Genomic DNA, 24496 nt, shown 5'->3' with positions numbered 1-24496 from the left:
TTACTCATATCCCAATATGGGACTAAAGGATTGCTGAAGTCCCATATTGGGACTATCATTTGTGCATGAAGATCATCTCGGTGAAAATATTAAGGGATTTCTGGGCGGAGAACCCCGATGCTGAACAACCGCTAAGGGCTTGGGTGGATGAGGCTACAAAAGCTGACTGGAAAACCCCAGCAGAAATTAAAGTACAGTACCGCAGTGCCAGTATTCTTAAAGACAGGCGAGTGGTCTTCAATATCAAGGGAAACAGTTACCGGTTAATAGTTGCAATTGCCTATCAGCGTGGATGGATCTTCGTTAAGTTTATCGGAACGCATAAGGAATATGATGCAGTAGACGCGGATACGATTGACCTGGAGTAAACGATGAACATTAAACCTATCCGAACTGAACAAGACTATGAAGCGGCCCTGCGAGCGGTCGAACCGATGTTCGAAAATGAACCTGCACTGGATACACCAGAAGGTGACTATTTTGAAGTGATGTGCCTTTTAATCGAAGACTATGAGAAAAAGCACTATCCGATTGAGCCACCTTCCCCGGTTGAGGCCATTAAGTTCCGCATGGAACAGCAAGGTCTGAGTGCTAAGGATCTCGAGCCAGCCATCGGTAAGTCGAATCGTGTTTACGAAATTTTGAACGGAACGCGGACTCTCACTTTACCGATGATCCGCCGTTTGCATGCCCAACTTGGCATTCCTCTTGAAAGCCTGGTGGGTGTGTAACAGCGCAGTAGAAGCAAAAAACTAAGGTGCATGGAGCCGTCCCGTTCGTGCAGGTGAGGGGATACCTCTATGCAACGTCCTGAAATATTTACAAAATCAATATTGTTAGACACATTAATCACTTATAAGCGAAGCGGTTAAGCAATAAACAGCTGCCGCTGCCCCATGACTTGCCTGCGCCCCTCGCTACGACTACTGTATATAAAAACAGTATTCGAGGAACGAATCATGGTGTTTTACCAACTTGCAGCATTGCGCGAGGTGATCGCGCTACCCCTTTTCAGCGATGTCGTGCAGTGCGGCTTCCCCAGTCCGGCGCAGGACTACGTGGAACAGCGTATCGACCTGAACAAATTGCTGATCCAGCACCCCAGCTCAACCTATTTCGTAAAAGCCGCCGGGGATTCAATGATTGATGCCGGCATTGGCGACGGCGATCTGCTGATTGTCGACAGCGCCAGAACGGCGCAGCACGGAGATATTGTGATCGCCGCGGTGGAGGGGGAGTTTACGGTAAAGCGCCTCCAGCTCAGACCCCGGGTGCAGCTTAACCCGATGAACAGCGCCTATTCACCGATTGTCGTGAGCAGCGAAGATTCACTCGATATTTTTGGCGTGGTGACCTATATCGTCAAATCGGCGGATTAGCCTGCATGCACCGGCTCTTGCCCATCGCATATCGCTAAAATTTGCTCCCTCATCCACAGATGCCCGGGTGAGTTACCCAGCGCAGGGCTGTAATACGCCTTCAGGGTGTACTGCGGTGTCGGGAAGGGGGGAGCAAAAACCACCAGATCTTTCATATCAAAGACCGACGCTATGCCTCTTTTCGGCAGGGTGATCACCAGATCGGAGCGGGAGACAATAAGCGGGGCGATCATCAGGCTGGGCAGTTCAACAACGATCCGACGGCGGACCTGCTGACTTTCCAGATAACGATCGATCATCCCGCGAGTTTCCATCCACGGCCGCACCACCACATGCCCGGCACTCAGGTAATGCTCCTGCGTCAGTGAATCCTGAATATCCGGGTGACCATGGCGCACGGCAACCACATAATCATCGGTAAAACAGGTCATGGATTCGATGCCGCGCCGGGGGTGTTTTTGCTCCTCTTCGAACCCCAGGGCGAAGTCGACCTTACCCGACAGCAGATCGTCGTCGGCATTAAAATCCCGCGAATAGACAATCTTAATGGTGATGCCCGGTGCCAGCCGGTTTACGCGCGCCACCAGCGCGGGCAGGATCACCGCGGCGGTGTAGTCCGTTGCGGCAAAGGTGAATGTCTCCCAGCTTTTTCCCGCCTCGAAGTGCCCGGGCTCGTGCAGGCAGGAAGAGAGGCTGCCTAACGCCCCGGAAACCTTCGCCGCGATACTCTCCGCTCTGGCGGTGGGCACCATCCGGCCGCCGGTACGCACGAACAGTTGATCCTCAAGCGCCATCCGCAGGCGATTCAGGGCATGACTCAGCGCCGAAGGGCTAAGGGCCAGCTCATTGGCGGCATCCGTTACGCTGCCGTGACGGTAGAGAGAGTCGAAGACCAGCAGCAGATTCATGTCGATCTTACGTAAGGACGAGTACATGTTTTTCCTGAATTCGGTTAACTGCATGTTATGCAGTTTATTATTGCATAACATGCAGCGCAAACATGCCAGGAACAAAGTAACCTGTCTCGCACAAAATAATGAAAGGCAAAAACATGACCACTCCCGTATTCCGACAGGCAACCCCAACTGACGTCGATCGTTGCTATGAAATTGAAATGACTTCCTATGAAGGGGATGAAGCGGCAACGCGCGAAAAAATAGCCACCCGCATTCACCGCTATCCGGAAGGCTTCCTCTGTATGGCGCTGGAGGGCAATGTCATCGGATTCATTAATGCGGGCTGTGCATGGGAAGTGGTGATGTCCGACGAGGAGTTTAAAGAGCTGGTGGGCCACGATCCGGATGCGCCAAACGCAGTGATCATGTCCGTGGTGGTTCACCCGGATTTCCAGAGGAAAGGCTACTCGTCGCTGCTGATGCGTGAGTTCGTGTCACGCCTGAAGGCGATGAACAAAAAGACAATTCACCTGATGTGCAAAGATCGCCACGTCGATCTGTATGCCCATTTTGGCTACCGCTATATCAAGCCGTCGGCGTCCGATCACGGCGGGATGGCGTGGCATGAAATGATGATGACGCTCTGATTTAAACCGCCCGGGACGAGTATCACGCGGTCCCGGAGGAGGATCACGTCAGGGAGAATTTTAATTTATCAATAAAAGTACTCACCCGGAGGGGAAGGTAACGTGTTGTCGGTAAAACGGCCCACACGGATAGATCCTGAGGACGGGCATCAGATAATTCAATTTCAACCAGCGTGCCTTCCTGAATCTCTTGCATGACATCCCAGCGAGTTAATTGCGCGATACCCAACCCCAGAACACACATCTCTCTGACACCTTCCACATTATCTGAACTGAAACGACCCTCAACGCCGACGCGCAGAATGTCGCCATCACGCTCAAGGATCCATTGCGGTACGCTACTGAGTCTCAGACAGTTATGCTGCGTTAAATCCTCCACCGTCACAGGCTTACCCTTCGCGGTCAGATAGGCGGGTGAAGCACAAATGATCCGTGGATTATCGGTGATTTTGCGCGCGATAAGGGTCGAGTCCTTCAGCGGTGCAATACGAATAGCAACGTCGATACCTCTGCCAACGATATCAACCACGTCTTCGCTTAACTGCAGGTCGATGCTGAGCTCCGGGTTCTCTGAGAGAAGTTCAGGGACCAGCGGCAAAATATTACGCCGCCCGAAGCCCGAGGGGGCTGTTATCCGCAGTAACCCTGAAGCCCCTTGCGTTGATGGCGAGAACAATGCCCTGGCGCCGGTCTCCGCATCAATGAGCGCCCGGGCATAAGGGATAAACTCCATACCTTCCTGAGTTAACGACACCGAACGGGTGGTTCTTTGTAAAAGGCGCGTTCCGAGCGCCTGCTCAAGCGAGGCGAGTCGTCTTGAAACGGCCATCGCTGAAATACCCTGCCGTTTCGCCGCCTGTGTCAGGCTGCGCGTTTCGGTGATAACCAGAAAGAGGGACACATCCTGTAAATTCATGGCGACTCCGGTAGCGGAAACACAAAATAAAAAACCACATTATAACTAAAATCGTTATACAGCCTTATCATTTTGGTCTGTTTATGGCCTTGCATACAATCATTATATTGTCTTTATGATTTAAACCTGTTCAGGAAAACCCATGAAGACATTGTCCTTATTCACGCCCGGTCATATCGGGAACGTCGCCTTAAAAAACCGCCTCGCGGTCGCCCCAATGACCCGCGTAACAGCGTCAGAAGAGGGCATAGCCAGTGAGCGCATGAAGGCCTATTACGAAGATTTTGCCCGTGGCGGTTTCGGCCTGGTGATATCGGAAGGGATTTATATTGATAAAGCCTGGTCCCAGACGTATGCCTTTCAGGCGGGATTGACCAGCCCGGAACAGGTTGCGGGTTGGCGTCATATTACTGACGCCGTCCATCAACAGAATGGCCGGATTTTTGCTCAAATCCAGCATTCTGGCGCGCTTTCTCAGGGGAACCATTTTCTGGACGGGACCGTTGGTCCCAGTGCCGTTCGCCCTGTTGGCAAACAAATGACGTTTTATCGTGGGGAAGGTGACTATCCCGTTCCACGAGAACTCAATGAAGAAGAGATTCAGAGCATTATTGATAGCTTTGCCGATGCCGCATCCTATGCTGTTTTCGACGCGGGCTTCGATGGCGTGGAGATCCATGGCGCAAATGGCTACCTGCTTGATCAATTTTTTACGGATTACACCAACCAGCGTACTGACTACTGGGGCGGAGACATTGCAGGACGTCTGCGCCTGAGTCTTGAGGTTATCAAGGCTGTCAGAAAGCGTGTAGGTCAGGCGATCCCGGTGGGTATTCGCATCTCGCAGGGAAAAGTGAATGACTTCTTCCATAAATGGGCGAACGGTGAAGACGATGCGCGGGTCGTATTTACGTTGCTCGCTGAGTCCGGGATTGATTATCTGCATCTGACTGAGTTTGAAGCATGGCAGCCAGCATTCCCGGAGAACCCAGTCTCACTGGTTGAGCTGGCACGGAAATATGCGCCGCGGTTAACCATTATGGCTAACGGGAGTCTGCATGATGCATCCCGGGCACAGCAGGTCATGGATATGGGAGCCGATCTCATTTCACTTGGCCGTGGCGCGCTTGCGAACCATGACTGGCCTGAACGCGTGGCTGCCGGTGAAGCGGTACGTGAATTTGATAGTGCCATTCTGGGGCCCATAGCCGATATCAAAGATGCCGAACTTCCTGGGCAATAGGCACGGTGGTTAATGTTAATGCGGACGCTCTGCATAAAGTATGGGAGTAATAACGTCAGCAACTGGTATAAATTTGCGTTGAACTTAACGTAAGGAGTTAATGACAATGGCCTTAATAAGGGCGGCAGCGTTAAAAGACATTCCCTCTCTGCAAACGCTTTTTCTCCAGTTGGGCTACCAGACAGATCCTGAGAAACTGACGCGACACATTACCGAAGCGAATACCAGCTTCAACCTGTTAGTGGCGGAAGCAGAGCAGGACGTTTGCGGCGTAATTGTGGTGAACTTTATCACCCCTGTGCATGAGAGTGGCCTGTGGGCATTGATCTCCGCCCTGGTGATCAATGAGTCTGCAAGAGGAACAGGCATAGGCCAGAAACTCCTTATCGCCGCTGAGCAGCACGCCCTTGATAAAGGCTGCACGCAGATTGAGCTTTCAAGCAGTGAAAGACGCGTCAGGGCCCACAATTTTTATGAAAATAATGGCTATAAGGAGGTCAGGAAGCGCTTCGTTAAGCTTCTTGCTGATCCGCCTTCTGTGTGAGGCCTGGCGGGTATCACCCGCACACACTTCCCGAAAGATTAAGCGCCAAACGCGCCATCGATGGTGTGTATGATCCTTGTAGAGGGCACGTACTCTGGCGTAAGCCCACGTTAAAGCCAACTCTGCACATTCAATGGTTATCCGACATACTGATCCTATTCCCGATCATGTTATTGCAGGAGACCATCATCAGCGGCTTCCTCTCTGTGGCAGTAATGCTGACAACATTGCTGCTCTTCAGCTTTCATGAGCCTGCGCACGCCGCGGACAAGCTGGTTGTGGCCGCAGCCTTTTTGCAAAGCGGCACAACCTCCGATCCCGTTGCGCGCGCCCTGCAACGTTTTGCCCAACTCCAGTCTTACCAGGTGATGGTGCGCTCCGTCTCCTCGCAGGATGAAACCAAAGTCATCCGCTATAGCTACCGTAAACCGGGTCATGTGCGGATGGATTTTTCCACTCCACATGCCGGAGCGGCGCTCATCTATAATCCGGGTAATGGCAAGGTGAAGCTGTGGCCCTTTGGCGTAGGGACGTTCCCGGTTCTGAATCTGTCGCCCACGGATTCACTGATAACGGATGAAAATGGTCATCGGGTGGATCAATCCGACCTTGGCGTGTTGCTGAATAACATTCGGCATCTGCAACAGGGGGGCACCACCACCACCCTCGGGGAGGCGATTGTCGCCGGGAAACCGACGCTGCATTTGTCGGTGGTCGGCCCCGAAGGAAAGACCGTCGATGCGGTTCATCACTATGAGATTTGGTTCGATAAGCAATCCGGATTGCCCATCAAAGTGGTCAGCTATGGACTGGCGGGCAAATTACTGGAAACCGTCCTGATGGAGGCCATGGCGATCAACGTGCGTTTCCCTCCTGATTTCTTCGCACCCTGACGGGAGACGAACGCTATGGCTGACTATCAGTTTTCCACCATCTGGCGGGTTGAGGCTTCTGTCCAGGAGGTATGGGATATTTTGTGTCATCCGGATTTGTGGCCCGAATGGTGGGAAAGCCTGGTGCAGATCGTCGAGTTGAAGAAAGGCGATGTGCGGGGGATTGGTGCTCTGCATCGCTATACATGGAAGGGCGCGCTCCCGTATCACATCACTTTTGATATTCATGTCTTAACTATTCAGCCGCTGTCCCTTCTGGAAGGAGAAGCCAGCGGAGAGGTAGTCGGGCGCGGCGTGTGGTCGTTGTCCGATCACGGGCAAGAGACGATTGTCCGCTATGACTGGGATATTCGCACCAACACCCGCTGGATGAACCTTCTTGCGCCGCTGGCTGGGCCCGTTTTTCGCTGGAACCACTATCAGGTGATGCGCGACGGCGCTAACGGGCTGGCCCGGAGATTAGGCACGCGTGTTGAAGTGTATGCCGGGTGAAAGACCAGGGCAGAAAAAAATCGCCAGAATGGAAAGTAAGGTCTAGATTGAATTCAGTTGCCACTGGTATGACCACATAGATAAGGCTCAACGCATGAATTCAATAATAATACCCGTAAATGAAGGCGGATTTCTGGCGGCCACGATATGGGAAAGAAGCGATGCCAAAGCGATGGTTATCCTTCACCCCGCAACGGCGGTTGTGCAGACATTTTATAAAGGATTTGCAGAGTACCTTTTTAACAGGGGATTCAGTGTTCTCACGTACGATTACCGTGGCACAGGCCTTTCAAAATCCGGGAAAGTCCGGAGCTACAGCGTCTCAATGTCAGACTGGATCGAGCAGGACGTCGGATGCATCACCGCCTGGGCTAAAGCGCGCTGCCCCGGTCTTAGCCTGCTGGCGGTAGGGCACAGTGTGGGAGGGCACGCCGTTCTGCTTTCGCCAGCTACGCACGCTCTGCAGGCCGCGGTGATAGTGGCCTCACATGCCGGGGTGACAAGCACCATAAAACAGACGACAGAAAAGGTGCGAGTCTGGTGCTTATTGCGTGTTCTGGCCCCGGTTCTTTGCCGACTCTTCGGGTACATGCCTGCCAGGCGTCTTGGGCTGGGCGAGGATTTACCGGCGCCAGTGATGCGTCAGTGGGGGCGCTGGAGCGCAATGCCGGGCTATTTCTACGACGATCCAGACTGGGATGCACGCCAGCGGGCAAGCGAGATAACCTTACCCGTGCTGGTGATGGGGTTTGATGACGACCCCTGGGCTAACCCTGAAGCCATTACGCGGCTGATGGCGCCAGTGCGAAACGCCAAAATAGAACGCCGCGAGATACGGCGCGCCGATTTCGGTATTCCGGCCATTGGCCATATGGGCTTTTTCCGTAGCCGATGTGCGGAGAAATTATGGCCCGTCGTCGGTCAATGGCTGGAGAAACAGTGCCCGGATTGAACGACGCGGGCAGGGGGTTGCTCTGCTACCAGCGTGTCGCCTGCATATCAATCACAAAGCGATACTTAACGTCCCCTTTCAGCATGCGGGCAAAGGCAGCCTCAATATCCTCGCCGCCGATCGTTTCAACCTCGGCGGTAATATTGTGTTCGCCGCAGAAGTTCAACATCTCCTGGGTTTCCTGAATGCTGCCAATCGACGACCCGCTGATGCTTAAACGTCGGAACACCATGGGGGTAATATTCGGCGAGTTGTGTGGCTGGTCCGGAATGCCGATCAATACCAGGCGGCCATTGGTTTTCAGCGTTGCCAGATAAGGGTCCAGGTCGTGCGGGGCCGCTACGCAGTCGATGATAAAATCGAGCGAGGTCTGGCAGGCAGCCATTTGCGCGGCATCTCGCGATACCACGACCTGTTTTGCCCCCAGACGACGGGCATCGTCGCCCTTCCCGGGGGAGGTGGTAAACAGCGTCACTTCCGCCCCCATCGCACTGGCAAGCTTCACGGCCATATGGCCTAATCCACCCAGGCCCACCACACCCACACGATCGCCTGCTTTGACATTGAAATGGCGTAGCGGCGACCAGACAGTCACGCCCGCACACAACAGCGGTGCAACTCCGGCAAGCGGCAGGTTTTGCGGTACAGAAACAACAAAATGTTGATCGACAATGATGCTCTGGGCATAGCCGCCCCGGGTTCTGTCGCCGGTATATTTATCAATGCCATTGTAGGTTGCCGTAAACCCCGCCTCACAGTACTGCTCTTCGTGGTGTTTGCAGAAATGGCACTCGCGGCAGGAGTCGACCATTACCCCCACACCGACGATATCACCGGGTTTAAAATGGCTGGCTTCGTCTCCAGTCTCCACCACGCGTCCGACGATTTCATGTCCCGGTACCAGGGGGTACTCACTCACCGCCCATTCGTTACGCGCCATATGGAGATCGGAGTGGCACACGCCGCAATAGAGGATCTCGATTTTGACATCCTGCTTTTGTAAGGCGCGCAGCGAAACCTGGCCTGATACTAAAGGTTGTGCCGCGTCATGTGCGACTAAAGCGTTGATTTTCATCTTACCTCAGGAATGTGCTGGTGTTGGTTAACTCAAGGGGGCAGACTATAGTCAACAGGGTTCCATATTGATAGTAGTCACCATTTGGTGACCATAAGCAGAGGGAAGAACAATGCCAGCCTGGGTTGAGGGTAAACTCTTTTTCTATGCGGACTCGCCGCCGCGCCGCCTGATGGATCTCTTTTCTGTGAAATGGAGCACGATGGTGCTGCACGCGCTGTACCACTGGCCGGATGAACGTGCCCGCACGGGTGAGTTACAGCGCAGCCTGCAGGGGATTTCGAAGAAAATGCTGTTCCAGACGCTGAAAGAGCTGGAGCAGCGAGGGTTGATCGCCCGCCATGTGTATGACGTAATCCCCCCCAAAGTCGATTACCGTCTGACCCCACTTGGCAGAACCTTTGCCGAACCCATTGAGCAAATGTACCAGTGGGGGTTAGAAAATCAGTCCGCGCTGGATGAAATGGAAGCCTGTTATCAGGCGGCGACGTCCAGCTGACTGCTTTGCAACAGCGGCCTGCCGCCTGGTGGGCTTCGCACATTCCAGCGCATCGTTGAAACGCGCTCATTCACTAAGGCCGCTGCACACCTGGGGTTGCCACGCTCTACTGTCAGTAAAGCGCTCAAGGATCTTGAAGCGCACCTTGGCATCAAGCTGATACAGCGCACGACGCGATCGGTTACCTTAACGATCGAAGGCGCTGAGTATTACCAGAGAATCAGCAGGCTTGTCGCCAGGCTGGATGAGACTGAATCTGCCATGCGGGACAGGGGCGCTGCGGCTAAAGGAAGGCTGCGAATCGATCTTCACTCGCCAACTTTGTGTTGCTCCCCATTCTCGACGAGTTTCGGGAACGCCATCCTCATATCCAGCTCGTGCTGGGGATCGGCGACCGGCCAGTAAACCTTATTGAAAGGGAGTAGACTGCGTTATTCGCGCGGGCGAGCTGGCGGATTCGTCTCTGATTGGCCGAACCTTATATAAAGATCGCTTAGTGACCTGCGCAAGCCCTGACTATCTTGAAAAGTTTGGTGTACCCAGGCGTGTCGCTGACCTTGAAAACGGGCACAGGGTGGTGGGTTACTTCAGCGCCGCGACAGGAGAAGCCTGGCCTCTTCGTTTCCGGAACCGGGGCGGTGAAAAGCAGGTGCTTAACTTCGATATCGCCACGAATGACAGTGCTGCGCTGATCAATATGCTTGTGCGCGGCATGGGAGTAGGGCAAACACACGCTTCTGTAGCAAAAAGCTTTCTTCAGTCAGGGCAGCTCGTTCCCCTTCTTGAAGACGCGACCCATACACGATTTCCTGTATCAATAATTTATCCGCCAACGAAGCAGTTGAATGCGCGTCTCCGGCTCTTCATTGACTGGATGGTAGAGAGACTTTCCGGGCATCACGCCTGAAAAGCGTATCCGGCAACCATACCCCCCATAAAAAAAGCCGCGAGCGGTTTCCCACTCACGGCGACAGGTTCAGTGATGATCTGTTCTGGCGATCAGGCTGCTTTAACGGCTCTGATTTTTTTACTGCCAGCGGTATCTGCATCTGACTCTATTTTATCTGTTGCAGGTGCGGCATTCAGCTCAGGAAGCTTGCTGGTACGCAGAATATGTTGCACGGCCTCTTTCTGCTCGGCCAGATATAGCCCAAGATTCTCAGCCTGGGTTTCATCCATCTGCATTTCGCTTTGCAACAGCCAGTCGGTGAACGCTTCTGCCAGGTCGAGCAGTTTGTCGTGAGCGTCAGCCTCTTTCTTACTGGCAAATGTCATTTTCTCTTCACCTTTTCTTACGACAACAAATTTTGTTTCAACAGCCATTATGCGCCCTCCGTACTGTAATTATATACAGTATAACAGCTCCGGGTTTTTGTTGCAGCAAAAAATGACATCGTTAGGTAGAAGGTGAGGAGACCGCTTGGGTTGGCATTCCTTTACAAATTGCCGCTTGCCCGCAGGCGCGCCGCTCACTATTCTCATTGCCCATGAATATCCTGACGGGTCCGGCTCATCAAAAAAACAGGCAACTGAAAGCCATCGTGCTTCTGGTGGTTGCCTGTTTTGTCATGCTGATCTGCCTGACTCAGCGGGCGAGTATCCTGCATAACATGCAGGTGAAAGCCGCCGCGCTCTCCCTGAGCGCTGAAAACAGCGTGCAGGAGCGCGTGTCGCCCGCCTTGTCCCCCTGTGAGCTCAGCGCCCACTCGCTGCTGAACGCCCAACCCCTCCATTTCGATACGCTTCTGCTGTTACCCGGTCTGCTGGTTCTGGTGTTAGCGGTGCTGATCAAAATCAGCGTCCTGCCGAGACCGGTGATCCTTTTTCGACCGCCTTTACTTCGAATACACCTCAAAAACTGCGTTTTCCGTGAATGACTGAACTGGACGTTCCTGTTTAGTTAATTTTTTACGGAGAAAATAGATGAAAACCTTTTTCAGGAGCCTGTGGTTCCTGTTATTCAGCCTGTCTGCGGCCTCAGCTGCGGTACCGGGCTGGTCGATGAAGCCTGAAAATTCCCATGCTCAGGTTCACGTCTGGCATGATGCGCCCGCAGAGGGGAAAGTTCGTCTGCTGCTGGACGTGACCCCTAATGAAGGGTGGAAAACCTACTGGCGTACCCCCGGTGACGGCGGCTTTCGGCCGGTGATTGCGTGGGAGCCGCAGGCCAAAACGCAGTGGCACTGGCCCCGGCCTGTCCGCTTTGATTCTGCTGGCTTCAGTTCAGTTGGCTACGATCGCCGCGTTGTGTTTCCGCTCGACGTGGCCACCGATGAGCGGCAGCGATTGCGCGGGAAACTGACGCTTTCGCTGTGCAGCACGCTCTGCGTGGTCAATACCTTCCCGCTGGATATCAACCTGGCCACCGGTCCGTCAGCGCAGTTTGCCGATGCCTGGGACAACGCGATGCGCGCGGTTCCGCCAGATAACGGTCCTGTGGCGGTTAAATCCGTCGCCGCTGACAATGACACGCTGACCGTCAAACTGACCTCCCCGGAAGGCTGGTCCCAGCCCGATCTCTTTCCTGACAACCCGACGGGGGTGAATCTGTCGTCGCCGCAGACCGCGATCCTCGGTGACACGCTGACCGCCCGGTTTAACGTCAGCGATAGCCAGGGAAAACCGCTGGAGGCCTCCGGGTTGCCGCCGCTCTCTCTGCTGGTCAGCGATGGTGCGCAGAGCCAGCAACTCCGGGTTGATATCAGTTCGTCCACCACGCTGTGGCAGATCATGGCCGTGGCGTTAGCGGGTGGCCTTATCCTCAACCTGATGCCCTGTGTTCTGCCTGTCCTCGGGATAAAACTCGCTTCGCTGATGACTCTGGCAGAAAGCAGCCGCCGTCAGACGCGGGTGCGTTTCCTGGCAACGGCGGCCGGGATAATGTTCTCGTTTCTGGTGCTGGCGGCGGTCATTACCGGCCTGCGGTTATCCGGGGCCTGGATTGGCTGGGGGTTTCAGTTCCAGAGCCCCTGGTTCATCGCCGCTATGGTGCTGGTGACCTGGATTTTTTGTTTCAGTCTGGCCGGCCTGCTTGAAATCCGCCTGCCTTCCGCTCTGTCCACCCGGCTGGCTACCGCCGGTGGCAACGGTATCGGCGGGAGTTTTCTTGAAGGCGCCTTTGCGACCCTGCTTGCCACGCCCTGTACAGCGCCATTCCTTGGCACTGCTGTCACCTTCGCGTTAGCGGCACCGGTGCATCAGCTGTGGCTCATCTTCCTGGTGCTGGGGCTTGGGATGAGTCTTCCCTGGCTGGCGATCAGCATGGTTCCCGGCGTGGCGCGCTGGCTGCCTAAACCCGGTCCCTGGATGGGAAAACTGCGTCTGGGGCTGGTGCTCCTGATGCTGGGCTCCTGTATCTGGCTGATGTCGCTGCTGGTAAAGGAGTGGGGCGCACGCTATGTGCTGATCGGCGGCGGCCTGATGGTGGCGTTTTTCCTTTTCCGTTGCGCGAAGGCCATGCCGAACCACAAAGAAAATCTGCGCAGTCTGGTGTTTGGCGTGCTGTTTGGCGCGGGGCTGTATGCTTTTCTGGCTCCCCAGCCCCAGGGGAAGGACGACTCCCCCCTGAACTGGCAACCGCTCAGCGAAGCGGCGCTCAGTGAGGCGCTGAATGCCAGAAAGCGCGTGCTGGTGGATATCACCGCCGACTGGTGCCTTAACTGCCGGGTGAACGAAGTGCTGGTTCTTCATCGCCCTGAGGTGATCGCTGCCTTAAACCGCGACGACGTTGTATTGCTGCAGGGAAACTGGAGTCAGCCTTCTGCTGAAATCGAGCGATTCCTGCGCCGCTACGGCGCCAGTGGCATTCCTTTTAACGCTGTTTTTGGCCCTGCAATTCCGCAGGGGCACGTGCTGCCATCCCTGCTTAGTAAAGACGCGCTGCTGACCACCCTGATGAGTGCGAATGCAGCCACATCACCTGATTTCACTGAGGAAAAACAATGAACAAGATCCTGACCCTGTTAATTTTACTGATAAGCGCCACCACGCAGGCGCAGACCACTGACTTACCTGAAGCAGTTAAACAAGTGCAGAAGCAGGGCATTGAAATTATTAAGCCGTTCAGCGCCCCCGGTGGCGTGGAAGGCTGGTTGGGTAAATATCAGGACATGGGCGTCACGCTTTATCTTACCCCGGATAAAAAGCATGTGATTTCAGGCTATATGTATGATGCCGAGGGAAATAACCTGAGCGAAAAAATCATTAATGATGAGATTTATATTCCCGCCGGGCGCGAGATGTGGAAGCAGCTTACCGCCGCGCCAGGGATCGCAGAAGGCAGCCCGGATGCGAAGTGCCAGGTGGTGGTATTTGCCGATCCCTTCTGCCCCTACTGCAATAAGTTCTGGCACCAGGCCCAGCCTTTTATCAAAGATAAAAGCATCAACACCAAAACCTTGCTGGTTGGCGTGATCCGCCCGGACAGCGCCCAGTATGCAGCGGCAATTCTCTCCGCGAAGGATCCGGCTAAAGTCTGGTATGACCTGGAAAGCAGCGACGGAAAAACCAAACCTGCGCTGCAGGGCGACACTCCGCCTGCGGTGTTTAAGCAGATCCAGCACAATCAGCAACTGATGGAAAAACTCGGTGCCAGCGGCACGCCTGCCATTTATTACCTGAATAAGGCGCAAGTCCTGCAACAAATCATCGGCATGCCTGATGCTGAGCAAATGGCCGATCTGGTGGCCTGTAAATAAGCCACTCTGGCCATATGTCCTGTCCGCGCCAGAAGAAAGGTTGCGGACAGGCCTTGATTTATCCATCGATTCATGAATACTGTATAGATATACAGTTAAATGGATTTGATATTATGCAACTCATCCTTTCGCGCGTTATCGCGCCAGTCAAAGCGCGCCAATAATCATGTTTGCGCTGGTAGACGTGAATAGCTTCTATGCCTCCTGCGAAACCGTGTTTCGCCCGGATCTGAAGGGGCGCCCGGTGGTGGTGCTGTCGAACAACGATGGCTGCGTCATCGCCCGCAGCGCCGAAGCGAAAGGGCTGGTGACGATGGGGGCACCCTATTTCAAGCAGAGAGAGATTTTTCGCCGCCACGGGATTGTCACCTTCAGCAGTAATTACGAACTGTACGCCGATATGAGCCACCGGGTGATGACCACCCTGGAAGAGATCACCCCGGGGGTTGAGATCTACTCCATTGATAAGAGTAAGTTATATAGTGTGGTCATCCAAACAACATGGTCCAATCTATGGACGTTCTTTAGTCTATCGAGGTACTCGTATGGCGACACTGGAGCGTATTCATTTCATCCCGCACAATATTGAACGCAATAAAAATAACGTAACTTATTCTGCCAGCAATAATCGGCCTTCTCTGGATGGCTTGCCTCAGATTTTCTGGGCAGATTTTACGCCATGGAGAGAAGCAAATTTGTGGGCTTTTGAGCGAGCAATGAGTGGAGAAGCTTCTCTTAAGACCATTAGTAGCAACATGAATGGTCTTTTAAATTACGCCAAGTTTCTAGAATTGCGCGAACTGTATTGGTTAGAGTTTCCTACTCGAAAAGCTGAACGCTGTCTGGTTTTATACCGTGGTGCGTTGATTAAAATGCGTAATGCAGGCCATATCAGCCCCTCAACAGCATCTGAATACATGCGCAATTGCATCATGTTCTATAGATGGGTAAAGCAAAGAGAGCTTCTTGCACCACATGTAACTTTGTGGCGGGATAAACCCTATATCTTCAAAGTTTTTGACCGGATAGGTTTTGAAAGAACAATAAATGGAACTACAACCGATCTCAGCATTCCAAATCGCAAACGACTTGGCCAGAGCTTGGAAGACGGACTGTTACCTGTGTCTGAGAAGGATCGCGACGCCATTCTGGATTTCGCCAGAGAGAATGCCACGCCTGAACTCTACTACATGTTGGCACTTGGTTTTTTTACAGGTATGAGGCTGGGAAGCATTTGCGACCTTAAAATTCAGACGCTTGAAAATGCCGTCCCTGATTCATCTGCTAAAGGGCTGCTGCGGATAGCAATTGGTCCAGGTGTAACCCCACCAGTACATACGAAATTTGATGTGTCAGGCCAAATCTGGGTACCTGAAGCTTTGCGCGATGCATTGCTTGAATATGCAAAGGGGTTGCGTCGAATGGGGAGGGTATTGAAAACCTCGCCCGAAAATCATGATTTGCTATTCCTGACCCGTTTCGGGAACACCTATGGTAGGCGTGGATCCGATCAGTCATCAGCAGTGAATGTCGAGATGTCAGAATTTCGACACCGAGGAGTTAAGGCTGGGTTACATGTGCTTCGCAGATTTCGCTTCCATCAGTCGCGATGCACCTTTGGTACCGAGCTGGCACGTTTGGCTCTGTCCAATTGCGCCGACGTGGCTCTGGTCATTGCGATAGTCAGCGACGCGCTACTTCATGCCCCTAATTCGGAAGCTACTACCTTTAAATATATTCGATTCGTACAGGCTCAGCCAATCAAAGAAGCTCTCTCTCATAATTTCATGGTGGCATTTAGCGGGATCAGTTTAGGGAGACGGAAGAATGGATAGTTGCGAAATAGAGCTTACCTTCCCGATGCTAGAGTATGGTGCAACTGAAACACCCTGGGATCTCCTGCCTTTACTGTTTCGTGGCGGCGCAGCGGCAAAGGTGAAGCGTGTGGCTCGGCAGATCGCTCAAGGCGAACTCGGTCATCTCTTAACGGAACGTGTTGGATTGGTGATACAACTACATGAACAACTAACTGATGATCTAGCTGGCGGCGGAAGTCGATTCTCGACAAAAAACAAAATTAATGCCTTACGTACTTTTTTCTCCTGGAGCGATTCAGAAGGCGGCGACCTTAGTCTCGAGACTGTTGCAGATACTTACATTCGTTGGTCAGACTATTTGCGACACCGTCATATGGTTGATCGCAAGCTTAGCGAAGGGAGTCTATATGATTTAACCAGGTTAACAGCGACGATGCTTGATCGTGTGTTATGTCGTCAGTCAAGCCTGAGCAAAAATACTCGCGTTCGTAAGCCCCGTGGCAAAGGCAAAGTACATACAAGCAAAGCAGATAAACAATACCTACATAATACTTTTCAATTTGGCCATGCTCTGGCTGATATATGTAATTCGCTGACGACTGAGGCAACTATTGGGCCATTGCCGGTCTGTATTAAGTTACGTACGGGACAAGAGCTGGAGCATTGGTCAGGACTGCCCCGCCCGCAGACGGGGGAAAAACACCGTATTAAACTTCGATCCCGGCGTCAAATTGAAGTTTCGCGATCAAAACGTACTGCCTGGGAAGAAGATCGAACACTGCGAACACGCTATTCATTAGTCAATTTACGTATAGAGTGTGAATTACTTATGTTCATTGGCCAGACAGGGTTAAATCTGCAACAAGCCCATACCTTGCGGGTTGAACAGTTTCATTATACGAGTCATCTGGATGGCTACCAGGTTCGCGCTTACAAAAATCGACGTGAAGGGGAAGTGCTATTCGAGATCTTTGCTGGCTATCAAGCTTGGCTCAAGCGCTATCTCGAATGGCGTTCTGCATGGTTTGCGAATGAGCCGGATAGTCTACTTTTTCCACTCATACGCAGTGGCGGGCGAATTCTGGAAAAGGCGACTCAATTCGAGAATATTAACAATATCTGCCATGAGCTTGGCATTTCGATGATAAAACCTCGTCAACTACGAGGGACCCGTATCAATTGGCTGCTTCGGGAGTCGCGGAATCCAAATCAAGTTGCAGAGTTGGCTCAACATACAGTAGAAACGTTGATACGTGTTTACACCGACCCTCATCCTCAAATTACCATGATGGAGATTGCTCGATTTCATCAGAAAACTGATCCTTATCTTGCACCTCCAGCACCCGGTAGATGTATATCGGCCATACCTGAATCAGTAGATATTATACCGAGGAATGCCCCTCGTCCCGATTGCATAAATGCTGCGGGCTGCTTGTTCTGTACACAGCACCGGGATATAGAAAGTGAAGATCATGTATGGTCTCTGGATAGTTTACGCTACCTCAAATCGCTTGAGTTAGCCCGGTACCGCCCCCCAACTTTGGATCCGCAACTGTCAACTGAACATCCAGCACTGGCTGTCATTGATCGGCTGACAGCTAAACTTCGCTTTTTCGAAGAAAGCAGCGAAGTACGTAAGAGCTGGATTGAAGAGGTAAGAATACGTATATCTGAAGGGCATTATCATCCGGCATGGGAAGGTTTCATTAGGTTGGTAGAGTTACGGCAAAAAACATTATGAAGACAAATATTCTCTCGGAACTGAGACTCAGCATCGAGTCACCCCTAGTTGTTCCTGATTCGCCAAATTATCGCCCACCGATTTGGCCACCTTTACCTGATTGGCCGGTAATTATTGCGGCAAATGGTGAGGTGGTGAGTCGTTGGGGAGATGCAGTTTGGCGGCTTGACCCATGGGCAGGAAAGGCGCTCACCCTTAATTTTGGCGATGGTCCAGTTAAGAAACATGTTGCCGCGATAGATCCTGGTAACGCCAATTTATTGCGCACCGTAACAGGTTGGTGGTTATATGGTCCCAATGGTTCTCGTGGACATCGAGGTCTTAAAACCCGGTTCGATCAGATGCGTAGAATATTTGTTCTGTGTACTCAAAAAGGCATTCTTGCATCCAATTTGAGTAAGTATCCAAATGTGGCCGAGTTTATCCCGAATATACCCCAGGCATCCCGGGCCAAGGAATTTGTGGCATTGCTGCATGAACTATACGAGAGGAGAGAAGACCTTGGTTTTACATTGCTTGATCGTAAAGGGCTTGCTCGTCTAGCTATGTGTATCCCCGACCATCAACAGCTTCAGACTCCCTACATACCCCCACGTATTTGGAACTATCAAATTACGCGCTTGCGTGAGTGTCTGGATGATTTTATGACTCACCAAAAACAGGTTGAGGAATGTTTTAGATTTTGCCTGGCTGCGTATAAACATAATGCTATCAATCTTCGGGGACAATCCAGACCGCAATCTTTCTACCCTTTTCAGTCGCCGTTGGAGGGATCAAAGGGGAAGTTGGCGGGAAATGAGTACTATGGTCTGTTTATCAAGACAGCTCATCGTTTTGGTATAGTAGAATTATTTAATCGGTGGCTGGGAGTAAATGCTAATGAAATTCGAATTCAAACGCTAAGTAGCTACTTGAAACTCGTAAGTAGCGCAGCATTGAGCTATCTACTTAATTTCAGTCTAATGCGAGTCGAAGAAGCCTGGAATTTGCGAGGAGATTGCCTGCACATTGAAAACGATCCACGGTTTGGTGACATCTATGTTCTGCGCGGAAGAACAACCAAAACAATGTCAGATGCTGAAGCAATATGGGTGACGTCACCTTCAGTCAGCGTGGCGGTTGAAGCACTACGTGGAATTGCAAACCTCCGTGCGGAATGTAGTTTTCCTCTAGGAAGTGACTATAAGCAACTTTATAAGCCCAATCGTTATTTGTTTGATTACATGTTTGAACTATGGGGAACACAATTCACCAAAAGAAACCCTTCGAATCGCCCGTCAATTCCCAGCTACTTATATATACTTAGGTCGTTCAACAAGCTTTTCGATCCCGAACAATTGCGAATAAAAAGAGAAGATTTTGAATTAGCTCGTCAGGTAACTCCAACTTTGACAGACGAGTTTGCGGTTGGAAGAATATGGCCACTGGCTTGGCATCAACTACGACGAACCGGCGCTGTCAATATGCAAGCATCAGGTTTGGTAAGCGACGCCTCTTTGCAGTTTCAACTAAAGCATGTCGCCAAAGCGATGAGTCTTTACTATGGGCAAAATCATTCACGTGTACGGTTGGAAGAAAAGGCTCATGATTACTATATCCGCACCATGTACGAAACTTTGGGACGACAACTACAGCAACTTACGAGCGATCGATTCATTAGTCCCCACGGGGAAAGACGAAAATCAGATATCGTCCGACTTATGTCGGCCGAAGACGCCAGGAAAGTGATAGATTTGGCCAAAAAAGGCATCGTGGCTCATAGACCTATTTTGCTGGGTATCTGCACAAGCCGAACTCCATGCCCCTATGGTGGAATTGATAACATAGCTCGCTGTGGCGGGGGGGACTCTTTTTCAGAACCCAAACCTTGTGCCGACGTATTGTTCGATACTGAACAACTTGACGAAGTCGAAATGTTAGAAGCTGTGCTGGACGAGCGCCTGGCTGCTGCCGATGCAGGCACTCCTTTAAGGGCTTCGCTGGAAGCCCAGAAACGTAGCCTGGAGAACTATCGCCGTGTCATCTGTAAAAAATAACTCCATTATTAGGAGCAAACGTATAAGTGCTGCCGAGCAGTATCGTGCAGCATTCGAGCGTTTAAAAAATAATAAACCAGAACGATTACCGAAAGGGACTCTGGTCAGTCAAAATAATGTTGCAAAAGAAGCTGGCAGTGATCCCTCTGCATTGAAAAAAACTCGCTTCCCATTACTCATCGCCGAAATTCAAATGTATGTGGAATCATATTCAAAGGGACAGCAGCCATCGGGGCGTCAGCTTAATTTATTAGCTCGCAAAAAGAATCGCGGGCTCAGGGAGCGAATAGGTGAAATTAAGCAGCAACGAGATCATCTTGCAAGCCTGCTAAGTGAAGCTGACGCGACTATTATCGAGCTATATGACCGTATAGCTGAACTAGAAAGACAACTGCCGGCCACGAATGTTTTACTTATAGACCCTCGAGGCGATAGGAAACTATGAACCGTAAAGATTAATAATTACCATATTCATTTATTTGGGTCATCTATGGGATATAAAGGGGCATTATTGTTATCAAAAAGGTCATCCATATGGATTGTAGTATCAAGATCTTTCCATATCAAACTTACGGGGGTCATTTTGTATTTATCACGTTCAAGTCTGTTGGCTGCACGCAGCTTCGGAAACCACTGTAGTGGCGCCCCTAAAACCCGCCCATCAGCTAGTTCAATCCAGATCATAGCATGCTCAAAAGACACATTAACCGGAAATTCGAGCGCATGCTGCGGTTCCGATATTACCGTCAACTTTATACGATCAGCTTGTTTCACTGAGGCGGAAAAAGCTGACTGACTAATATTTCGTTCAGCATTTGCAGATTCCAGCATCTGTTGCAGCGCGAAGAGCTGTATGCTGAGGCAATGCTCTTTCGTTGCGCTGATAATCTTTCGCTGGAAAGATTGCCAGTTGATTTCTTCCTTAAGCGGTACTGTAAGGCTCCGGAACTTTTCTCCTGTTGCGCTTTTGATCTTATCAGTTAGTTCTGCATAGCGGCTCATTTCGACAGCAGAATCAGCATAAAGCATCAATAATTCAGCGCCTACTAATTTACCCAACACTACCACCCGTTCATACTCTTCCGCTAACTCCACGATTTTGCTTTCAGGTGCGTTGTTATCGCGAATCCATTTAGCAATACCTTCCAGCGCAGCTGTACGCTGAATAATGGTCATTGCTTGACGGTCACACTTTGATATGCGGTAATATCGGATATTAAGTTCTTCTGTAATATCTGCTCCAGCAGGTGAATCTACTAAATCCTTAAGCATTTTTGCACGCTCGCCAAGAGACGCCTCAATTCCGGAGTAGATTTTGAATGTTTCGCTATGTCCTTTAATAACCTGCTCTATAAGCTGAGCGTATCTGGTACGGGTAATAACAACTCGATGAAGTGAGGTAAGGCGCTTTTTCCAGTACCTTACATAGACGGTATTGATATCATGCTGGAAGATATCTAGCGGAGGTATATCCCCACCTATTTTCCCCAACTGGTCGGCAATAATCACCTGCAACTTATCTGTCGGAAGGGAGTACAAATGCCAATTCATCCAATAAGCCTCTAATTATAGGGTTAATGAAAGCATTACCCTGGAAAAAATGTCTGCCGTCAAATTATGAGTGTTTATCACCAGAGATTAATTTAATTCCCGTCCATTTTGATACTCTCCATATGCTAACTAAAATCTTTGTGGCAGTCTATGATCATTATAGTGAAGATAGTTAAACCCAGTGGATAAGCACGTATCAATTCCCCGTGAAGTTAGAGTAGGAGCCGTGCTTTCAGAGAGGTTTTACCAGACATAGCCTGTATGATTAAAGAATCAATGTAGGCCATATAATGGAGGTTAAGAATCCATTAATAGCGAAACACGCTTGGTCTATCATTATAGAGTATTTTCATGTTCAATTTCCATTAGGTAAGGAGATGTGATTATGGTTGTCCCATATGAGCGAGAGGCGGACATACAGAATTACTTTCATTACTGATGGATTAAACATCTTTTCCTTGTGAACCTCGGTTTTCATTTGTGATAACCAGGTTTTAGCATCCTGGTAATCGTCAATTCTGCAAGACGAAATATTGTCCAGACGATATATCTTGTACCTTCTTGATCACAATTATGGAGTATCTACCGAGTCATATCCCAAGGTTCCGTTCCAGCTTGAAGATTAAAAGTGGCCATTCTAAAACCATCATTGTCAAATAAATTTAAACTCCAATTAGAGCCATAGTATTCCGTTTTTTATCATGTCCTACGCGTTTTCTTCTTCTTTGTGTCTTTTTTATATGTCAATTTTGATTATTATGATTTAACTCTGAAGTATCAGTTAGTAACCCTTCTGAAGAAGGTGGGGCTATTTCCGTAGATAAATCATCTACCTAACTATCTCTAAAGGAAAGAAAATGAATCGTCCAAATTGGTTTCAAGTATCTGCAGAAGGCTCAAAGGCACTGGGAGCGCTGCATCATTTCGCCACAAAAGGAACAAATCTTCCGGAAGAGCTAATACATTTGGTTTTTTTAAGAGTATCTCAGATTAATGGCTGTGCGCATTGTATTGATATTCACACACGCGATCTTATAAAGTGTGGTATGTCAGTAGATAAGATAGTACTGATTCCAGTGTGGGAAGAGGCTACTTATTTATTCTCGGATCTGGAGCAAGCGGCATTGGCATGGGCAGAAGAAGTTACCCGTGTAAGTGAGACACATGCTTCGGATGAAGCGTATTCTGCAGCGCTTTCAGTATTTGGTGAAAAAGATTTGGTCGACTTGACCATCGTTATTGCAACAATGAATGCACTTAATCGTATGGGCATCAGCTTTCGAATGAAGCCGCTGGCCAAGGCGTAAATTACCATTCGTTTTCTTCTCGCGATTGGTTATTAATTTCCCCAATGAAAAAACCGCCGAAAGGCGGTTTTTTCATTTTTTAGCAGCAAGTCATGAAAATAATCAATCTTAACATTCTTTTAGGTATGGAAACTTATGCAAGCTTAGATTCAAAAATAAAGCCGCCAACGTGAAGTGTTGGCGGCGGACATTTATCAATGTAATTCAGCACGATCCAGACCGTAAGCGCTATCCATCGAGCCTGGTGCCATCTGTGATAAAATCTGCAGGCGATTCCAAGCGTTGATTACAGCAATGGTGAATGTTAACTCTGATACTTCCACTTCAGAGAAATGTTCGCGCAATTCGTTGTAAAGCGCTTCGCTTACACCATTATCACCAATGCGGGTCAAAGCTTCAGTCAGTGCCAGAGCTGCTTTCTCTTTGGCGCTGAACAATGGCGATTCCCGCCAAATTGCAACGTGATAAAGACGCAGTTCACGCTCCCCATGCATTTTTGCTTCTTTAACATGCATATCCAGACAAAATGCACAATGATTTAGCTGTGAGGCACGGATATCCACTAAGTGCTTAAGTTTTTTATCCAGCGAGATTTTTCCTAATGCCATAGAAGCATCGGCAAGTGTTTTAGCCAGTGCCGGGATGGTTTTGAAATGATTCACACGTGACGACATATTGTAATCCTCTTTTTAAAATAAACGATCAATGGTTTGTAGTGCATGGGGTAATGCGGTAGTACGAGTGACGGGATCATGCGTTCCGTCTACCCGAATAAATTGCACGTCGGTAATGCCAATATATTCAAGCGCTACGCGAATGTATGGCGTGAACTGGTCATCTGCTACATATGGACCGTGGGCAAATACGCTGCCGCTGGCGACAACGCAATACACCTTTTTGCCGCTGACTAGCCCTATTTTTTTGCCCTCTGGCGTAAAGGCGAAAGTTCGTCCGGCGCGGGTTATATGATCGAACCAAGCCTTCAGCACGGAAGGCAGGCCGAGGTTCCACATCGGTGATGAGATAACCAGCGTGTCACAATCAAAAATCTGATCTACCAGTTGTTCCGAAGTCTTAATAGCGTTGAGCTGAGCTTCACTGCGTAGGTCTGGTGGGGTAAAAAAACCAGCAATGGTAAATGCATCAAGATGCGGTAGCGGCCGTTGAGCCAAGTCCAGCACTGATTCTTCAAGCTCGGCATGATGCGCGCGTAATTTTTCTACCAGGCGTTCAGACGCCGCGCGGGATGCCGATCCTGATAAATCCGGACTGACTTTAATGTGAAGCAGTTTCATCATTTTTTCCTCAGGTGAGATCGCGATAAAAGTGCAGGCCGAGGGCGGTATATCCGACACGCTGATAAAATGTCTGGGCTCCTGAATTACTAATGGCGGTATCAAGGACCATCTGACCACAACCGTATTCACGTGCGATTACCGCTAAGTGATTCAACAGCGTTGCACCCATCCCCTGACCGCGAGCCTCGCTCACTGTTACCAGATCGTCGACGTAACAGAATTGCCCGTGAATAAAATTTTCGAGCAGTCGATATCCGGCCAGCGCTATTGGTTTGCCATCCTGCTCTAGTCCTGCAAGCCGATAGCCTTGCGCCTGCTGGCGCTGTACCTGGGCGATAAATTGTTTCTCATTCGTCAGTTTGCTGCGTAGTTCCCGCATCAGCGCAAAGCAATGGGCAAGGTCAGTAGCGGTGTCGTAATGTTCAATCTTCATGACGTCTCATATTGAGTGGCTTAGTTAATAGCCATATCTTAATCTTGTATGTCTGATTAAAAAGGGCCATTATTGAACTT

The 24496-nt window shown here is 50.5% G+C and carries 28 protein-coding genes and 1 pseudogene; 21 read left to right on the top strand and 8 right to left on the bottom strand.

All coding sequences use genetic code 11. From position 1 onward, the window contains the following. Positions 1-65 precede the first annotated feature (65 nt). From SOM40_RS12335 to SOM40_RS12325, 3 genes are all read left to right on the top strand, one after another. Positions 66-368 carry a type II toxin-antitoxin system HigB family toxin gene (locus SOM40_RS12335; protein ID WP_166182593.1) on the top strand — a complete coding sequence of 101 codons (303 nt, stop codon included), beginning with the start codon at positions 66-68 and terminating at the stop codon, positions 366-368. 3 nt (positions 369-371) lie between these two features. Continuing rightward, the gene (locus SOM40_RS12330; RefSeq protein WP_106993044.1) at positions 372-731 is read left to right on the top strand and encodes a helix-turn-helix domain-containing protein; all 360 of its coding nucleotides are present in this window, start codon (positions 372-374) and stop codon (positions 729-731) included. Between the two features lie 228 nt (positions 732-959). Continuing rightward, on the top strand, positions 960-1379 hold the full coding sequence (locus tag SOM40_RS12325; RefSeq protein WP_106993043.1) for a translesion error-prone DNA polymerase V autoproteolytic subunit: 420 nt from the start codon (positions 960-962) through the stop codon (positions 1377-1379). Here the strand turns inward: SOM40_RS12325 and SOM40_RS12320 are convergent. Next, positions 1376-2314 (bottom strand): LysR family transcriptional regulator, encoded by a 939-nt coding sequence (locus tag SOM40_RS12320; protein WP_320530046.1) that lies wholly within the window; start codon positions 2312-2314, stop codon positions 1376-1378. The genes SOM40_RS12325 and SOM40_RS12320 overlap by 4 nt on opposite strands. A gap of 116 nt (positions 2315-2430) precedes the next feature. Between SOM40_RS12320 and SOM40_RS12315 the strand changes: the two genes are divergently transcribed. Then, complete coding sequence (locus SOM40_RS12315) at positions 2431-2922, top strand: GNAT family N-acetyltransferase (RefSeq protein WP_320530045.1); 492 nt, start codon at positions 2431-2433, stop codon at positions 2920-2922. A 43-nt stretch (positions 2923-2965) separates the two neighbouring features. On the opposite strand, the gene SOM40_RS12310 is transcribed toward SOM40_RS12315, so the two are convergent. Further along, complete coding sequence (locus tag SOM40_RS12310) at positions 2966-3838, bottom strand: LysR family transcriptional regulator (protein WP_261645339.1); 873 nt, start codon at positions 3836-3838, stop codon at positions 2966-2968. Between the two features lie 142 nt (positions 3839-3980). Between SOM40_RS12310 and SOM40_RS12305 the strand changes: the two genes are divergently transcribed. The 5 genes from SOM40_RS12305 to SOM40_RS12285 all read left to right on the top strand — a co-directional run bounded on the left by SOM40_RS12305 (position 3981) and on the right by SOM40_RS12285 (position 7962). Further along, positions 3981-5081, top strand: a complete 1101-nt coding sequence (locus SOM40_RS12305; RefSeq protein WP_312079600.1) for an oxidoreductase — start codon at positions 3981-3983, stop codon at positions 5079-5081. Between the two features lie 106 nt (positions 5082-5187). Further along, positions 5188-5625 (top strand): GNAT family N-acetyltransferase, encoded by a 438-nt coding sequence (locus SOM40_RS12300; RefSeq protein ID WP_320530264.1) that lies wholly within the window; start codon positions 5188-5190, stop codon positions 5623-5625. Positions 5626-5798: 173 nt separating this feature from the next. Beyond that, complete coding sequence (locus SOM40_RS12295; protein ID WP_414672275.1) at positions 5799-6518, top strand: DUF1571 domain-containing protein; 720 nt, start codon at positions 5799-5801, stop codon at positions 6516-6518. 15 nt (positions 6519-6533) lie between these two features. Further along, the gene (locus SOM40_RS12290) at positions 6534-7010 is read left to right on the top strand and encodes an SRPBCC family protein (protein ID WP_320530044.1); all 477 of its coding nucleotides are present in this window, start codon (positions 6534-6536) and stop codon (positions 7008-7010) included. Positions 7011-7104: 94 nt separating this feature from the next. Beyond that, positions 7105-7962, top strand: coding sequence for an alpha/beta hydrolase family protein (locus SOM40_RS12285; protein WP_320530043.1), 858 nt, complete (start codon positions 7105-7107; stop codon positions 7960-7962). A 25-nt stretch (positions 7963-7987) separates the two neighbouring features. Here the strand turns inward: SOM40_RS12285 and SOM40_RS12280 are convergent, their stop codons facing one another. Next, positions 7988-9037: an NAD(P)-dependent alcohol dehydrogenase gene (locus SOM40_RS12280; protein ID WP_106993035.1), complete on the bottom strand. Its 1050-nt coding sequence runs from the start codon at positions 9035-9037 to the stop codon at positions 7988-7990. A 112-nt stretch (positions 9038-9149) separates the two neighbouring features. Between SOM40_RS12280 and SOM40_RS12275 the strand changes: the two genes are divergently transcribed. The 3 genes from SOM40_RS12275 to SOM40_RS12265 are packed head-to-tail and all read left to right on the top strand — an operon-like array spanning position 9150 to position 10443. Continuing rightward, positions 9150-9536: a winged helix-turn-helix transcriptional regulator gene (locus SOM40_RS12275; RefSeq protein WP_262673656.1), complete on the top strand. Its 387-nt coding sequence runs from the start codon at positions 9150-9152 to the stop codon at positions 9534-9536. After that, complete coding sequence (locus tag SOM40_RS12270; protein ID WP_414672277.1) at positions 9537-9941, top strand: LysR family transcriptional regulator; 405 nt, start codon at positions 9537-9539, stop codon at positions 9939-9941. It abuts the gene before it with no gap. A gap of 28 nt (positions 9942-9969) precedes the next feature. After that, entirely contained in the window at positions 9970-10443 is a 474-nt protein-coding gene (locus SOM40_RS12265; protein WP_320530262.1) for a LysR substrate-binding domain-containing protein, read from the top strand. Between the two features lie 92 nt (positions 10444-10535). Here the strand turns inward: SOM40_RS12265 and SOM40_RS12260 are convergent, their stop codons facing one another. Continuing rightward, complete coding sequence (locus SOM40_RS12260) at positions 10536-10859, bottom strand: YebG family protein (protein ID WP_320530042.1); 324 nt, start codon at positions 10857-10859, stop codon at positions 10536-10538. A 218-nt stretch (positions 10860-11077) separates the two neighbouring features. Between SOM40_RS12260 and SOM40_RS12255 the strand changes: the two genes are divergently transcribed. The 8 genes and pseudogenes from SOM40_RS12255 (at position 11078) to SOM40_RS12220 (ending at position 20272) form a co-directional block, all read left to right on the top strand. Continuing rightward, complete coding sequence (locus SOM40_RS12255; protein WP_225758681.1) at positions 11078-11413, top strand: copper-binding protein; 336 nt, start codon at positions 11078-11080, stop codon at positions 11411-11413. 46 nt (positions 11414-11459) lie between these two features. Continuing rightward, the gene (locus SOM40_RS12250) at positions 11460-13481 is read left to right on the top strand and encodes a protein-disulfide reductase DsbD family protein (RefSeq protein ID WP_320530041.1); all 2022 of its coding nucleotides are present in this window, start codon (positions 11460-11462) and stop codon (positions 13479-13481) included. Next, entirely contained in the window at positions 13478-14233 is a 756-nt protein-coding gene (dsbG, locus tag SOM40_RS12245; RefSeq protein WP_225758683.1) for a thiol:disulfide interchange protein DsbG, read from the top strand. Before SOM40_RS12250 ends, dsbG begins: the two co-directional genes overlap by 4 nt. Before the next feature lie 166 nt (positions 14234-14399). Further along, positions 14400-14705 (top strand): annotated as a pseudogene (locus SOM40_RS12240) (Y-family DNA polymerase); the annotation flags it as partial. Positions 14706-14778: 73 nt separating this feature from the next. Beyond that, on the top strand, positions 14779-16068 hold the full coding sequence (locus SOM40_RS12235) for a site-specific integrase (RefSeq protein ID WP_320530040.1): 1290 nt from the start codon (positions 14779-14781) through the stop codon (positions 16066-16068). Then, entirely contained in the window at positions 16061-17791 is a 1731-nt protein-coding gene (locus SOM40_RS12230; RefSeq protein ID WP_320530039.1) for a site-specific integrase, read from the top strand. The genes SOM40_RS12235 and SOM40_RS12230 overlap by 8 nt, the downstream gene beginning before the upstream one ends. Then, positions 17788-19827, top strand: coding sequence for a hypothetical protein (locus SOM40_RS12225; protein WP_320530038.1), 2040 nt, complete (start codon positions 17788-17790; stop codon positions 19825-19827). The genes SOM40_RS12230 and SOM40_RS12225 overlap by 4 nt, the downstream gene beginning before the upstream one ends. Next, on the top strand, positions 19808-20272 hold the full coding sequence (locus tag SOM40_RS12220) for a hypothetical protein (RefSeq protein WP_320530037.1): 465 nt from the start codon (positions 19808-19810) through the stop codon (positions 20270-20272). Before SOM40_RS12225 ends, SOM40_RS12220 begins: the two co-directional genes overlap by 20 nt. A gap of 26 nt (positions 20273-20298) precedes the next feature. On the opposite strand, the gene SOM40_RS12215 is transcribed toward SOM40_RS12220, so the two are convergent. Further along, the gene (locus SOM40_RS12215) at positions 20299-21378 is read right to left on the bottom strand and encodes a DUF2442 domain-containing protein (RefSeq protein WP_320530036.1); all 1080 of its coding nucleotides are present in this window, start codon (positions 21376-21378) and stop codon (positions 20299-20301) included. 857 nt (positions 21379-22235) lie between these two features. Here SOM40_RS12215 and SOM40_RS12210 point away from each other — a divergent pair. After that, positions 22236-22685, top strand: a complete 450-nt coding sequence (locus tag SOM40_RS12210; protein ID WP_071444133.1) for a carboxymuconolactone decarboxylase family protein — start codon at positions 22236-22238, stop codon at positions 22683-22685. A 194-nt stretch (positions 22686-22879) separates the two neighbouring features. Here the strand turns inward: SOM40_RS12210 and SOM40_RS12205 are convergent, their stop codons facing one another. From SOM40_RS12205 to SOM40_RS12195, 3 genes are read right to left on the bottom strand one after another with little or no spacing between them, the layout of a single operon-like run. Next, positions 22880-23359 (bottom strand): carboxymuconolactone decarboxylase family protein, encoded by a 480-nt coding sequence (locus SOM40_RS12205; RefSeq protein WP_048993039.1) that lies wholly within the window; start codon positions 23357-23359, stop codon positions 22880-22882. A 15-nt stretch (positions 23360-23374) separates the two neighbouring features. Further along, positions 23375-23983 (bottom strand): FMN-dependent NADH-azoreductase, encoded by a 609-nt coding sequence (locus SOM40_RS12200; RefSeq protein WP_228302848.1) that lies wholly within the window; start codon positions 23981-23983, stop codon positions 23375-23377. Positions 23984-23990: 7 nt separating this feature from the next. Next, positions 23991-24416, bottom strand: coding sequence for a GNAT family N-acetyltransferase (locus SOM40_RS12195; protein WP_071444132.1), 426 nt, complete (start codon positions 24414-24416; stop codon positions 23991-23993). Between the last annotated feature and the right edge of the window lie 80 nt (positions 24417-24496).

Source organism: Leclercia sp. CFBP8987 (assembly GCF_034044995.2).
Taxonomy (GTDB): Bacteria; Pseudomonadota; Gammaproteobacteria; order Enterobacterales; family Enterobacteriaceae; genus Enterobacter; species Enterobacter tamurae.
The sequence above is the reverse complement of the archived record's forward strand: the minus strand, read 5'-3'. Positions and strand labels throughout refer to the sequence as shown.

Excerpts from the sequence above, each read along its gene's own strand:
- SOM40_RS12335 (WP_166182593.1), top strand. The coding sequence starts at position 66 with ATGAAGATCATCTCGGTGAAAATATTAAGGGATTTCTGGGCGGAGAAC.
- SOM40_RS12330 (WP_106993044.1), top strand. The coding sequence starts at position 372 with ATGAACATTAAACCTATCCGAACTGAACAAGACTATGAAGCGGCCCTG.
- SOM40_RS12325 (WP_106993043.1), top strand. The coding sequence starts at position 960 with ATGGTGTTTTACCAACTTGCAGCATTGCGCGAGGTGATCGCGCTACCC.
- SOM40_RS12320 (WP_320530046.1), bottom strand. The coding sequence starts at position 2,314 with ATGTACTCGTCCTTACGTAAGATCGACATGAATCTGCTGCTGGTCTTC.
- SOM40_RS12315 (WP_320530045.1), top strand. The coding sequence starts at position 2,431 with ATGACCACTCCCGTATTCCGACAGGCAACCCCAACTGACGTCGATCGT.
- SOM40_RS12310 (WP_261645339.1), bottom strand. The coding sequence starts at position 3,838 with ATGAATTTACAGGATGTGTCCCTCTTTCTGGTTATCACCGAAACGCGC.
- SOM40_RS12305 (WP_312079600.1), top strand. The coding sequence starts at position 3,981 with ATGAAGACATTGTCCTTATTCACGCCCGGTCATATCGGGAACGTCGCC.
- SOM40_RS12300 (WP_320530264.1), top strand. The coding sequence starts at position 5,188 with ATGGCCTTAATAAGGGCGGCAGCGTTAAAAGACATTCCCTCTCTGCAA.
- SOM40_RS12290 (WP_320530044.1), top strand. The coding sequence starts at position 6,534 with ATGGCTGACTATCAGTTTTCCACCATCTGGCGGGTTGAGGCTTCTGTC.
- SOM40_RS12285 (WP_320530043.1), top strand. The coding sequence starts at position 7,105 with ATGAATTCAATAATAATACCCGTAAATGAAGGCGGATTTCTGGCGGCC.
- SOM40_RS12280 (WP_106993035.1), bottom strand. The coding sequence starts at position 9,037 with ATGAAAATCAACGCTTTAGTCGCACATGACGCGGCACAACCTTTAGTA.
- SOM40_RS12275 (WP_262673656.1), top strand. The coding sequence starts at position 9,150 with ATGCCAGCCTGGGTTGAGGGTAAACTCTTTTTCTATGCGGACTCGCCG.
- SOM40_RS12260 (WP_320530042.1), bottom strand. The coding sequence starts at position 10,859 with ATGGCTGTTGAAACAAAATTTGTTGTCGTAAGAAAAGGTGAAGAGAAA.
- SOM40_RS12250 (WP_320530041.1), top strand. The coding sequence starts at position 11,460 with ATGAAAACCTTTTTCAGGAGCCTGTGGTTCCTGTTATTCAGCCTGTCT.
- dsbG (WP_225758683.1), top strand. The coding sequence starts at position 13,478 with ATGAACAAGATCCTGACCCTGTTAATTTTACTGATAAGCGCCACCACG.
- SOM40_RS12235 (WP_320530040.1), top strand. The coding sequence starts at position 14,779 with ATGGCGACACTGGAGCGTATTCATTTCATCCCGCACAATATTGAACGC.
- SOM40_RS12230 (WP_320530039.1), top strand. The coding sequence starts at position 16,061 with ATGGATAGTTGCGAAATAGAGCTTACCTTCCCGATGCTAGAGTATGGT.
- SOM40_RS12225 (WP_320530038.1), top strand. The coding sequence starts at position 17,788 with ATGAAGACAAATATTCTCTCGGAACTGAGACTCAGCATCGAGTCACCC.
- SOM40_RS12215 (WP_320530036.1), bottom strand. The coding sequence starts at position 21,378 with ATGAATTGGCATTTGTACTCCCTTCCGACAGATAAGTTGCAGGTGATT.
- SOM40_RS12210 (WP_071444133.1), top strand. The coding sequence starts at position 22,236 with ATGAATCGTCCAAATTGGTTTCAAGTATCTGCAGAAGGCTCAAAGGCA.
- SOM40_RS12205 (WP_048993039.1), bottom strand. The coding sequence starts at position 23,359 with ATGTCGTCACGTGTGAATCATTTCAAAACCATCCCGGCACTGGCTAAA.
- SOM40_RS12200 (WP_228302848.1), bottom strand. The coding sequence starts at position 23,983 with ATGATGAAACTGCTTCACATTAAAGTCAGTCCGGATTTATCAGGATCG.
- SOM40_RS12195 (WP_071444132.1), bottom strand. The coding sequence starts at position 24,416 with ATGAAGATTGAACATTACGACACCGCTACTGACCTTGCCCATTGCTTT.